Raw genomic sequence first — 11,524 nt, forward strand, 5'->3', positions numbered from 1 at the left:
GCTTTGGAGACGCCGAATTCATATAAGTTCCATCAAGAACAGAACACTACACTAGCGGCGCAGATTAGCAAGCTCAAGGAGCGCTTTGGCCTGTCTCAGGTGGTGTGGGTGGGCGATCGCGGCATGATTACCGCTGCGCGAATCGAGCAGGTGCTGCGCCCGGCCGGCATGAGCTGGATCACCGCCCTGCGCTCGCCGCAGATCGCCGAGTTGATCGAGGAGCGCGGCCCTTGGCAGCCCTCGCTGTTCGACGAGCGCGGCCTGATCGCATTGGACAGCGCGCGCTATCCGGGCGAGCGGCTGCTGGTCTGCCGCAACCCGGCGTTGGCCGAGGAGCGCGCCAGAAAGCGCGCCGAGCTGCTGGCGGCCACCGAAGTAGAACTGGCCGCGATCGCGCAGGCCACCGAGCGCACCCGCAATCGCCTGCGCGGCCAAGACAAGATTGGCTTGCGCGTGGGTCGCGTGATCGAGCGCTATCGGATGGCCAAGCACTTTGAGCTGGTCATCACCGAGACGAGCTTTACGTTCACCCGCAAGCAAGAGCAGATCGATGCCGAGACCGCTCTCGATGGACTCTACGTACTGCGGACCAATGTGCCGAGTGAACGGCTATCCGACACCCAGACGGTTCTGGCCTACAAGAGCCTGGCGCAGGTCGAGCGCGCCTTCCGCTCGATGAAGACGGTCGATCTGCAGGTGCGTCCGATCTATCACTTCAGCGAGTCGCGCGTGCGCGCGCACGTGTTTCTATGCATGCTGGCCTACTACGTCGAGTGGCATCTGCGCCAAGGGCTTAAGCCGCTGCTCCATGACGATGAGGACCTGGCAACGCTGCGTGATCAACGTGCCAATCCGGTCATGCCGACGCCGCGCTCGGAGGGGGCTGACGCCAAAGCCGTGCGCCACCGGACCGACGACGACCTGCCCGTGCATAGCCTGCAGACGCTGCTGCAGGACCTCGCCACGTTGACCTATAACATCACCTCGACCTCGGTCAACCCACAGACCAAGATCGTCATCACGACCCGTCCCACGCCGTTGCAGCGCAAAGCCTTTGCGCTGCTCGGCATCGACCCCGGCTGTTCCCAGTAGCCAACCCCCTGCCGCTTGAAAATCTCTCGGCGCTTCAACAGGTTAGCTTGGTCTCCGAGTCAAACTTCGGCCTAGTGTTTACCTTCGCCCTCGATAGGCAAACACACGCGATTACCAAGCAAGGAAACATTTGGTCGCCTGAAAAGTCGTTACGCGGTCCAGGTTGACCCTTGAGCGGGGCGAACTCGAGAATGGCCGGCGGGGACGCACCGAGCCCTCAGCGTGGCTACGCCCCCAGGGTACCTTGGGGCTAGCCGCAAGAAGCGGGTCCGCAGGTGGGGAGGCGACGCCCGCCCCCATCCTCCGGGAAACGGGCGCCAAAGTACGGCTCGTGATGAACGTCGCATACGTGGCCCTACCCCCTCGACGAGCCACGCGTTAGACGTGTCTCACGCGTCAGGGAAAGCGCCCGGAAGGAGTCCTCTCAGAGCTCGCGAGGGATTGGCTTGGATGTCGTCAGTTTGGGTTTACCCCGCATTGATGGACAGTTACTCAGTTGAATTTGTCACCGATAAGTTTGCTCCTGTTGGGAGGGGGGCGCGAGTTGTCCACGGGCGGGCGGCGGGTCGCCTTTGTCGACCGCGACGCCGCCCTGCGGTGGACAACTCGCTGGCGATCGCGTTTCGTTATGCTTCGGCCTGACGCTGTTCGTAGACCAGCGGCGAGTAATAGCCCAGCGCGCTGTGGAGGCGGTGCGGGTTGTACCAGCCTTCGAGGAAAGTAAACAGCGCCTGGCGGGCCTCGTCGTGCGTAATAATAAATCGAGTACGTGCGAGCAGCTCGCATTCGAGCGTGGCGAAAAAGCTCTCGCACATCGCATTGTCGAAGGCGTCTCCCACCGAACCCATTGAGGGGCGCACCCCGGCTGCGCGGCAACGGCGCCCGAACGCAATGGAGGTGTACTGGGGCGCCGCGGTCCGAATGATGCATCGCATCGAGTCCCGGCCTGCGTCGGAACCACGTCATCGTCAGCGCGTCGGTCACGATGTCCGCCGTCATGCGCGGCCTAATCGACCAACCGACGACTTCCCGGTTGAACAGGTCCAGCACGACCGCCAGATACAGCCAGCCTTCGTCGGTCCAGATGTACGTGATGTCCGAGGTGAACACCAGGTTCGGCGCCGTCGGCGTGAAGTTGCGTGCCAGCAGATTTTCTGCAACCGGCAGCTTGTGCTTCGACTCTGTCGTCAACCTGTAGCGCCGTTTGTGCCGGGCCCGGATGCCGTTCTCGCGCATGAGCCGCTCAACCCGATCCTTGCTGGCCGGAAAGCCGCGCGAGCGGATTTCCGCCGTCATGCGCGGCGAGCCATAGGCGCCGACCTCTGCGTGAATGGTCCGAATCAACGCCAGCAACTGCCCGTCGCTCAGGCGCCGGCGCTGCAGCGTGCCGCCGCGCTTTCATGCCCGATAGCCGTTCAGACTGACCGACAGGACCTCGCACAGCGCCGACAACAGATAGTGTCGAAGCTGCGTCCCAATCCAGGCGAACTTCACAGGAGGTCCTTCGCGAAGACCGCCGCGCTTTTTTTTGCGATTTCAAGTTCCATCTGCAGGTTCTTTTTCTCAGCTCTGAGGCGCGACAGCTCCATCTGTTCCGGCGTCACCACCTTCGCCCCGGCACTGCCCAGCTTGCCGGCCTCTGCAGCCTTGATCCAGTTGCGCAGCGTCTGCTCCGACACGCCCAATTCGCGGGCCACGGCGCTCACCCCGTGTCCGTCCTTCACCCGTTGCACGGCCCCAGCCTTAAACTCCGCCGTGTACGCTTGCTTTGGAATCTTGAACATCTTCTCTTTCCTTCCTTTGGGTCGAGTTTACACACGACCTACTGGAAGGCGAAATTTCGGGGGAACCTCAAACGAGCGGCCCGTCTCCAGTCGACAGACGTAAAGCGTGACGTGCAGATTCACGGAGAAATCTTCCGCCATCCATAACCCGGGTTGAAAGTATTCATTACCGCAGCAACTGCTGCGCTGTCTGCCCCCAGGTCTCTCTCGTAGAGCTGACCATCCTGGCTGACCATAAAACTCATCGTTCCTGTATCGCGGTACTTTTCCGGCCACGCGAGGATGGCAACGCCGTCAACTGCTCGGTTGAAGGGATGGTCGACTGATTTTTCCGCAGCAAGCGAGGTGGGCGCGGCAAGCGGCTTAAAGTAGTAGCCTTCATAGAGCACTGGCGAAGTACTCCCTTGGGTTCGCGGCTGCGCTCGTGGTCCCGCCTCACGCATAACCGTACGGAAGACGGCGAGGGTATCAATGGAAGTATGAGAATAGCTGACCCGCGCGTTCCATACGGCCAACATCATCTCCATTACTGAAGCCTCGTTCCGTCCGATGCGGCGTATTCGCATTTCGTTGGCACCTGCGCGGGTGTCGAAATGCCAGCCTTTGGATGTCTGCGTCAACGGAATTGGTAAGGTCCATCCTTCGTCGCCAACAAAGATAATCGCCCGGTTACCTGTAATTCTCACCTCATGCGACACCTGCCAAGCTTGCAGGAATTCCCGTCGTATCCTGGCATCGACTGGGGGAATGAAGTCACGAAAGTTTGCGCCCAGAAGGCCCTTCATCGCCATTTCGTCATTGGTAGCGACCGCGTTGCCAAGTGCGCTCATTGCCAGCGCGGGGCTTTCATAGACGCGAACGGTGTACCTAGAGACAGGTGCCTTGTGGCCGAAGACGAGAGCCGTGTTAAGGCACAAGTACGAAACGAAGATTCTCTTTGCGAGAAACCGTAGCGACTGAATCACCATTTCCTCGCGCATTCCGAGCGGCGCGGCCAAATGCCGGCATCCCAACTCTTGGCACGCTTGGCGCTGCCTCCTATGTGGCAGCATAGCGTTGTGTACCTTGCCAAGCGAAGCCAAAGGGCATTAGCGAAATCGTGTTGCGCTGGGCCATAGAAGACTTCGCGCATCGTCACCGGCGACCACCACCACCACCACCACGACCACCGCCAGCGCGGGCACCACCACCTCCCGCTCCTCCGCTATAGCCACCGCTTGAGGCGCCCCGGCTTCCCCTTGCCTGCTGCCGCCCGCTCACGCTAGGCGAGTTGTCGAGACTTGAGCGGCCCCGGTCAAATTCTCGCTGCGAGTTGCCGCTACCGACGCCCTGAAAAGCGGTGTCGCGCCCACCACCTCCGTAGTTCGTGCGGTTGGCACCACCTGCACTGCGGTCGCTCACGCCCGCCCGGTCAGCGCTCCGGTCGCCCGTGCTCGGACGATTGCCTGATACCCCACGGTCTCCGCCCCGGTCTCCCCCACGGTCTCCGGCCCGGTCTCCCCCGCGATTGCCGGCCCTGTCTCCTGCCCTGTCGCTGACGCCGGCTCCCTCACGGCCACGAAACTCGTTGCGCCTGTCCGCGCCCGCGACGTTGTTGCCAAACTTCTCGCGTGTGGCGTTGTCCCGGTATGCCACACCCTTTCGGTGGCTCGAATCGTGCTTCCAGCGATTGCCGCCTTCAACCTTCGTACGGTCGAAGTTGCGGTCAATGTTCGCCGCCTTGTTGACGTTGATGTTGACATCTCCACCGCCCCAGTTGGCGTTGGAGAAGATAGCACCCGCTGCGGCCAGACCAACACCCCATGCGAAACCGGTCATCAGCGCGCCGCCCGGGTAGTAAGCCGGGTAGGGTGGATAGGAATAAGGTGGATAGGATGGATAGGGCCACCCGCCATATACAACCGTGGGGTTATAGTTCGGCACATAGATGACCTCCGGATTGGCAGGTTCAATTCTTACGATGCTCTGGGTAGCACTGCCCGCAGGTGCTGGCTCGACAATTACGTTCTGCTGCTCGTTTGACTTCAGGTTGCCAGATTCATTGGCTCTGCTGCGCAGCCTCTGCACTGCGGCAAGAACATCCTTCTCCTGAGCCAGGAATGCATCGCCAAGCTTTTGCGTCCAGTCGAGCTTGTCGTTCATCGGCTCCAGCACCTGCGGAAAGGCCACCAACGACTTCACGCTCACATCCCATGGCTGGCTTTCCACCGCCTTGAGTGCCACATCACCCTTCACATTGGGATTGGCCTTGACCCACCGCGCCGCCTGCACGATTTCTAGCGGATAGGTCGATGCCATCAACGCCTGGGTCAGCACTGAGTCGGGGTAGAGGGCGATGGGCGCGACCAACGCCTCGATTTCTTCCGGTTTGAATGCGGGCCCCTGGTCGGAGCCTTGTGCCCATACGCTGCCTACGCCCGCGAGGATGTAAGCAATGACCCAGGCTCCAACCCACCGGATTCGTCGCACGCTGCTGAGCGTCATGGCTACCTCCGTAACACGGCGTCTGGCGACCGCTACACTTGCGCCATTATTGTCTCTTCTATAGATTTCTCGTTGGCAATTTGCAAGGGAATTGGAGGTGACCCGATTTTTCGGACAGTGCCTATCTTGAGTAAGCAGGAGGTGCACCATGCCGAAAACGCGCCCACCGTACAGTGCGGTCTTCCGTCAGCAAATGGTTGACTTGGTCCATGCGGGTCGCCGCCCGGAGGATCTGGCCAAGGAGTTCGAACCGACGGCCCAGACGATCTACAACTGGGTCGCCCAAGCGGATCGCGATGCCGGGCTTCGTCAGGACGGTCTGACCACGGCCGAGCGGCAGGAACTCACGCGGCTACGCCGTAAGGTCAAGCAGCTCGAACTGGAGCGCGAGATATTGGCAAAAGCCGCGGCCTGGTTTGCCCGGGAGACCGGTTCGCTACCCGACAAGGGTTCGAATTCATGAAGGCAAATCAGGCCCGTTATCCACTTTCCACCATGGCGCGGCTGCTTAAGGTCTCGCGCAGCGGCTTCCATGCGTGGAGGGAACGACGTCCGAGCGCTCATGCCGTGAGTGACAAGCTGTTGCTCGCGCAAATCCGTGAGATTCACGCCCGCTCACGCGGTACCTATGGGATGCCACGAGTGCATGCCACGCTGCGGCGCCGGGGCGTCCACGTCGGGCGCAAGCGCGTGGCGCGTCTGATGCGTGAGGCCGGCCTGCGCGGGGCTTGCCGGCCGCGCTTCATTTGCACCACCCACCGCGCGCCAACAGGCAGACCCGCGCCTGATCTGGTGCAGCGGCACTTCTGTGCCGATGCGCCCAATCAGCTGTGGGTCGCCGATGCGACGTACATTCCGACCGCTGCCGGCTTTTACTATCTGGCTGTCGTACTCGACGTGTACAGCCGGCGCATCGTAGGCTGGGCCATGGGTAGTCATCTGCGCACCGCACTAATGCTGCAAGCGCTGGAGATGGCGCTGGCGCAGCGACATCCCAGCGCAGTAATTCACCACTCGGACCAGGGCTGCCAGGGCGGATTCAACCGGTCGTCGCAACACCTTTGATCAAGGAGGTGTTTATGGGACGACCAGCGGGGTGGATGCATAAGTTGACAGGGCGTGGAGCGATGCGCTCGCCAGGTGCGCCGTCGCATCGGCGTGAGATTGAGCGGCGATTCTGGGCGCAAATCGCAACAGGCATTACAAGTGAGAAGGCTGCAGAGGCGGTTGGCGTGTCGCAGGCGGTAGGCACTCGCTGGTTCCGCCATAATGGTGGCATGCCACTTTTCATGTCGAACCCTATATCAGGTAGGTACTTGTCGTTCGCGGAGCGAGAAGAGATTGGCCTACTTTCGTTCCAGGGCGTCGGGGTACGCGAGATTGCTCGCCGTATCGGACGCAGCCCATCAACGGTCTCCCGGGAACTGACGCGTAACGCTGCAACTCGTAGCGGCCGGCTTGAGTATCGAGCTTCGGTTGCGCAGTGGAAGGCGGAACTGGTTGCCAAACGACCCAAACCTTCGAAACTGGTGACTAACCCACGGCTGCGCCACTACGTGCAAGAGCGTCTGGAGGGCATGGTTCGCGCCGCTGATGGCTGTGAGATTTCTGGGCCCCGGCAAGCGCCGTTTAAAGGGAGAAACAAACCGCATCGCGGTGACCGTAAATGGGCCAATGGCTGGTCGCCTGAACAGATTTCCAACCGGTTGCAGATCGACTTTCCGGATGACGAATCAATGCGCATCTCTCACGAAGCCATTTACCAGGCTCTCTATATCCAGAGCCGAGGTGCTCTCAAGCGCGAGCTGGTTAGCTGTCTGCGCACTGGGCGGGCGTTGCGCGTGCCGAGGGCCAGGGCCCAAGCCAAGGCTTGGGCGCACGTTAGCGAGGATGTAATGATCTCTAGCCGGCCTGCAGAAGCGGAGGACCGTGCTGTGCCGGGGCATTGGGAGGGTGACCTGATCATCGGCCTGAACCGGTCCGCGATCGGAACGCTGGTCGAGCGATCAAGCCGATTCACCATGCTTGTACACCTGCCTCGCGAGGAAGGCTACGGGCTTATTTCCAGGACAAAGAATGGCCCTGCGCTGGCTGGCTACGGAGCTATCAGGATGGCCAATGCCCTCAAGAAGACCGTGACTGACATGCCTGCCCAACTGTGGCGGTCATTGACCTGGGATCGTGGCAAGGAACTATCCGATCACGCTCGCTTCACGGTCGAGTCCGGGGTGAAGGTATTCTTCGCCGACCCGCACAGTCCATGGCAGCGTGGCACGAACGAGAACACGAACGGCCTTCTGCGGCAATACTTTCCAAAAGGCACAGACCTGTCTCGGTGGAGCGCTCGAGAGATTCAGGCCGTTGCCAATGCACTGAATACCAGGCCCCGGAAAACACTTGGTTGGAAAACACCGGCCGAAGCTCTGGACAAGTACCTAAAATCTGTTCAACAATCTAGTGTTGCGACGACCGGTTGAATCCGCCCAATACACGTCTGTTGCCTTCGGGCGACGTTGCCGCGACGCCGGTGTTCAGCCTTCGATGGGCTCGGTGGGCGACGCCTACGACAACGCCATGTGTGAGTCCTTCTTCGCCACGCTCGAATGCGAGCTGCTGATGCGTTCGCGCTTCGCCACGCATGACGACGCCCGTCAGGCATTGTTCACCTGGATCGAGGGCTGGTACAACCCACATCGCCTGCACAGCGCCCTGGGCTATCGCTCCCCGCAGGAATTTGAAAAGCTGCCTGTCAATGGCATGAATCCGGCGCTACACCTGGCCTTCACTGCCCCATCACAAGGAGACCACCCATCGACATAATATTCAAATGCAGATCTGTCCGAAGAAGCGGGGCAACCCCAAATCGCCGCAGAGGCAGCCTTTTTAGGCAGGACAATCCGACAACTTGAACTTTGTGAAGGGCCAGATAATCTCGCCGGACTTCCCTGCATCAACTGTGACGCCGTTCGTGGACGCAAATTCCTTTTCGGGGGCCTGCATTCTCGTGTGATAGAGCTCTTACTTGGATTTTCGGTGCCGATGCCGGTGATGGATGTCGGGGAAGTGGGCGTGCGAATGCGTAATGGGCTCGTGCCGGTGCGGGTGCGTATGCGGCTCCTGCCCGTCCCAATCAAAATCGTGAACGTGTTGATGATGCTCATCATGCCGGTGACAATGGGTGTGCTCCAGTACTTCGTGGGTGTGAACGTGCTCGTGGCGTTCGCGAAGATGAAGCATACGCCTAATGCCATCAACCCGGCGGCAACCCAGAATAGCGTCGACGGGACCTCCGGCCACAGCGAGAACGACAGTGCGACTCCAAACAGTGGTGCTACGAAAAAATATGCGCCTGTCCGGGCGGTCCCGAGGTTCCGCAGGGCTACAACAAACAAGATAAGGCTCACGCCATAGCCAGCAAAGCCCGTCAGCATGGTCGCGACGGTCTTGGCCAATCCAGGCAGGTGCCCATCGAGGGGGAAGGCGATGCTCAAATTCACAGTGCCCGCAACGAGCCCTTTCAGGCACGCGATAAGGACTGCGTCATTGGTCGATACCTTCCGAGTCAGATTGTTATCGATGGCCCAGCAGACACAGGCTGCCGCTACCAGCAATGCCAAGCGGCCTGAGTTTGCCGTTCGGCTTTGGAATATAAACCCTTCTTACCGTTCCCGACGATACGTCCCGTCCTCCCGGCCTGTCCGTCACCGGCGTCCGGTTGGTCGGTGCGCTCGACCACGCACGGGGCTTCCCGTCTTGCATCGGTTTCCCCCTTGTATGCATGCCATCGCGACTACCACGGCGGAATCGAGGGGTGCATACTTCGCTCTCTTCCCCCGATGGTGCTTCCCCGAAATTCTGGCGGGTAGGCTTCCGCATTGCGTCTTTCGAGGCCTGCTCAGCGTTCACTCACGTTACGGCCTGCATGCTCGCCAAGTCACTTACATGACCCTCTACATCGAAAGCTTCAGCCGCTTCGTTGCCTCCACGACTGCTCCGATTGCTACCGGCTGGAGCGCGAGTTGCCGGGCGGGATTCGCACCCGCTGAGACCACGGCGCACAAAATATTGCACTAAGCCCTGGCTTGCTCAGATGTTTGACTGTTCGTGGCACTTTCAACAGGGCAATCGCAATTGACCAACCCTTGCAAGATGCCGCACGCCTGCACTGGTCGAGCGCCAGAGCATTGCTCGCGCAGAGTCAGCAAGTGCTGTTTCAAGCGCAACAACGCCTCCACGCGCACTTCCACCCGCTTGATATGAGCATCCAGTAGTGCATTGACCTCGCCGCAGTCCTGAGTCGGGTGGTCGCGTAGGCCCAGCAATGTCCGGATTTCGCTGAGCGTCATGTCGAGCGAACGGCAATGACGGATCAGTTGCAAGCGCTCGACGTGCACGTCCCCGTACAGCCGAAAGTTGCCACTGCTGCGCGCTGGCTGTAAATCCCTATAGCTACTATAGAGGCAAGCGTTTTTTGGAGATCGTGATGGGCATCAGGATTGGGGAACTTGCCAAGCGGGCAGATTGCGAGATCGTGACGATCCGCTACTACGAGAAGGAAGGGCTGTTGCCTAACTAGACAATGACAAACGATCTAAATGAAGGAAATTGCCATGAGCGAATGCGGGTCTAAGGAGTGCGGCTGCCGTAGAACAAAGGAAAGTCGTCAACGATCCCGAAGGAATGTCGTCAATTCGCGTGACAACGGCAGAGAAATCGCACGCAACATCAATGAAATCAATGACTTAAGCACAGCGAAGAAAACCTGTCACCGCGGCAGGATCGCGAAGTGTCAATTCAGCGCGTGCGACGCGCCTACACGGCCCTAAAAACTCCGTGCCGCCGCCCATCTGGCGACCGCGATCGGAGGCTAGAACAGGAAACGACAAACCTGGCCAACGTCTTGCACGGGCTGTCTTGTGATCGCGGAATGCAGATATAGTCGGTGCCCGCGGGGCGTCTAGCCGTAGAACAAAGGAAAGTCGTCAACGATCCCGAAGGAATGTCGTCAATTCGCGTGACAACGGCAGCGTAACCGGACGCAACCTCAATGAAATCAATGAATTAGACTCAGCGAAGGAAAGTTGTTACCGCGGAAGGATCGCTAACGTGTCAATCGGGCGTGTGTGAAGCGCCTACGCGGTCCCAAAATCCGTGCCGCCGTCCATCTAGCGACCGCGATCGGAGGCTAGAACAAGACACGAGGAAACCTAGCCAACCTCTTGCACCGGCTGTCTTGTGATCGCGGAGTGCAGATATAGTCGGTGCCCATCGTAGACCAAACAGAAGTGTCGCAACTTCATGGGTAAAACTGTCACTTCACCCTGCCCCAGGACGCCGATAGAAAAAACCCGTAAAATCAATGCTCTATGTCGCGCGAAGTGAAATTGTCGCCAGCAAAGCCCTCCTGGGTGTCAATATGGGACGCGCTACGCTGGTTTGCATCGTCGTTCCCCATATTTGGCAAAGCGCCGCTATCCGGCTTGCAGACATGGGCAGCTCAGCGCCTTGATACGCGTGGTTATGTGGCGGGAAGGTCCACCCCCAAGTTCGCTGCTCCACGGCCATCGATAACAACGTGTAACTGCGAAACCGCGAGCTTCGCACCGGTGCGCTCGACACGACGGTCTCCGTTACGCGTTCAAAAATCCCATAACATCAAAGCCTTACCGACAGACATCCACACCAGATAGGTGAAGTGACAATTTTCTTTCGGACTCACGCGAAGTGACACTTTTCCTTTGTTTCGAGTGTAAATAAAAGTGTCAACTCGTCGCCGACACTTCTATATACGGCGCGGGTTCCAGGCAGATTCCGGAGTGACAGAATTGCTTCGTTCTACGTCTGCTGCCGATCGAGAGAATCGTGGACGTCACGAAGCCACTCGTACTCGTTGTCGTTGTAGCGCCTCGTCACAGAAGAGCAGCACCGTGCCGCTTCCCGCTCGAGCCGCCGCCTCGCGAATCCGCAGGGCCAGACGCATCCGCTTGGCCGGATTGGAACCTGCGTTCGGGTCCGGGTCTCCAACAGCCTCGAGCAAGTTCGCAAAGAACGGGCCTTCGGCATGCCGGTAAGCGAGTCGCCAGCACCGTCTGTACCGTTCAGTAGAGTGGCGCCAAAGTAGTTCCCACCAAATAGTGATGGGAACTACTTTGTCACAGTCACAG

The 11,524-nt window shown here is 59.6% G+C and carries 4 protein-coding genes and 8 pseudogenes; 6 read left to right on the forward strand and 6 right to left on the reverse strand.

Annotated features, from left to right (window positions below):
• Nucleotides 1–48 precede the first annotated feature (48 nt).
• Nucleotides 49–1,092: pseudogene (locus tag AB1I47_RS28125) on the forward strand (IS1634 family transposase); the annotation flags it as partial.
• 626 nt (nt 1,093–1,718) lie between these two features.
• Here AB1I47_RS28125 and AB1I47_RS28130 read toward each other — a convergent pair.
• From AB1I47_RS28130 to AB1I47_RS28140, 3 genes and pseudogenes are all read right to left on the reverse strand, one after another.
• Nucleotides 1,719–2,876, reverse strand: a pseudogene (locus tag AB1I47_RS28130) (IS3 family transposase).
• Nucleotides 2,877–2,995: 119 nt separating this feature from the next.
• Nucleotides 2,996–3,856: a DUF2950 family protein gene (locus AB1I47_RS28135; RefSeq protein WP_354686982.1), complete on the reverse strand. Its 861-nt coding sequence runs from the start codon at nt 3,854–3,856 to the stop codon at nt 2,996–2,998.
• A 154-nt stretch (nt 3,857–4,010) separates the two neighbouring features.
• Nucleotides 4,011–5,360 carry a DUF3300 domain-containing protein gene (locus AB1I47_RS28140; RefSeq protein WP_354686983.1) on the reverse strand — a complete coding sequence of 450 codons (1,350 nt, stop codon included), beginning with the start codon at nt 5,358–5,360 and terminating at the stop codon, nt 4,011–4,013.
• A gap of 148 nt (nt 5,361–5,508) precedes the next feature.
• Here AB1I47_RS28140 and AB1I47_RS28145 point away from each other — a divergent pair, with 148 nt between their 5' ends.
• The 4 genes and pseudogenes from AB1I47_RS28145 to AB1I47_RS28160 all read left to right on the forward strand — a co-directional run.
• Nucleotides 5,509–5,823 carry a transposase gene (locus tag AB1I47_RS28145; RefSeq protein WP_354686984.1) on the forward strand — a complete coding sequence of 105 codons (315 nt, stop codon included), beginning with the start codon at nt 5,509–5,511 and terminating at the stop codon, nt 5,821–5,823.
• Nucleotides 5,820–6,392, forward strand: a pseudogene (locus AB1I47_RS28150) (IS3 family transposase); the annotation flags it as partial. The gene AB1I47_RS28145 and the pseudogene AB1I47_RS28150, both read left to right, overlap by 4 nt.
• A gap of 68 nt (nt 6,393–6,460) precedes the next feature.
• Nucleotides 6,461–7,837, forward strand: coding sequence for an IS30 family transposase (locus AB1I47_RS28155; RefSeq protein ID WP_354686986.1), 1,377 nt, complete (start codon nt 6,461–6,463; stop codon nt 7,835–7,837).
• Nucleotides 7,818–8,180: pseudogene (locus tag AB1I47_RS28160) on the forward strand (integrase core domain-containing protein); the annotation flags it as partial. The gene AB1I47_RS28155 and the pseudogene AB1I47_RS28160, both read left to right, overlap by 20 nt.
• A gap of 198 nt (nt 8,181–8,378) precedes the next feature.
• On the opposite strand, the pseudogene AB1I47_RS28165 reads toward AB1I47_RS28160, so the two are convergent.
• Together AB1I47_RS28165 and AB1I47_RS28170 are read right to left on the reverse strand one after the other, a co-directional pair.
• Nucleotides 8,379–8,974, reverse strand: a pseudogene (locus tag AB1I47_RS28165) (DMT family transporter); the annotation flags it as partial.
• Between the two features lie 456 nt (nt 8,975–9,430).
• Nucleotides 9,431–9,793 (reverse strand): annotated as a pseudogene (locus tag AB1I47_RS28170) (MerR family DNA-binding protein); the annotation flags it as partial.
• Between the two features lie 50 nt (nt 9,794–9,843).
• On the opposite strand from AB1I47_RS28170, the pseudogene AB1I47_RS28175 reads away from it, so the two are divergent.
• Nucleotides 9,844–9,930, forward strand: a pseudogene (locus AB1I47_RS28175) (MerR family DNA-binding transcriptional regulator); the annotation flags it as partial.
• A gap of 1,271 nt (nt 9,931–11,201) precedes the next feature.
• Here the strand turns inward: AB1I47_RS28175 and AB1I47_RS28180 are convergent.
• A pseudogene (locus AB1I47_RS28180) lies at nt 11,202–11,427 on the reverse strand (ATP-binding protein); the annotation flags it as partial.
• Between the last annotated feature and the right edge of the window lie 97 nt (nt 11,428–11,524).

The organism is Cupriavidus necator (assembly GCF_040578825.1).
GTDB lineage: Bacteria > Pseudomonadota > Gammaproteobacteria > Burkholderiales > Burkholderiaceae > Cupriavidus > Cupriavidus necator_E.

Bases quoted from the DNA above. Each gene is read 5' to 3' on its own strand.
- AB1I47_RS28135 (WP_354686982.1), bottom strand. From the start codon at position 3,856: ATGCGCGAGGAAATGGTGATTCAGTCGCTACGGTTTCTCGCAAAGAGA.
- AB1I47_RS28140 (WP_354686983.1), bottom strand. From the start codon at position 5,360: ATGACGCTCAGCAGCGTGCGACGAATCCGGTGGGTTGGAGCCTGGGTC.
- AB1I47_RS28145 (WP_354686984.1), top strand. From the start codon at position 5,509: ATGCCGAAAACGCGCCCACCGTACAGTGCGGTCTTCCGTCAGCAAATG.
- AB1I47_RS28155 (WP_354686986.1), top strand. From the start codon at position 6,461: ATGCATAAGTTGACAGGGCGTGGAGCGATGCGCTCGCCAGGTGCGCCG.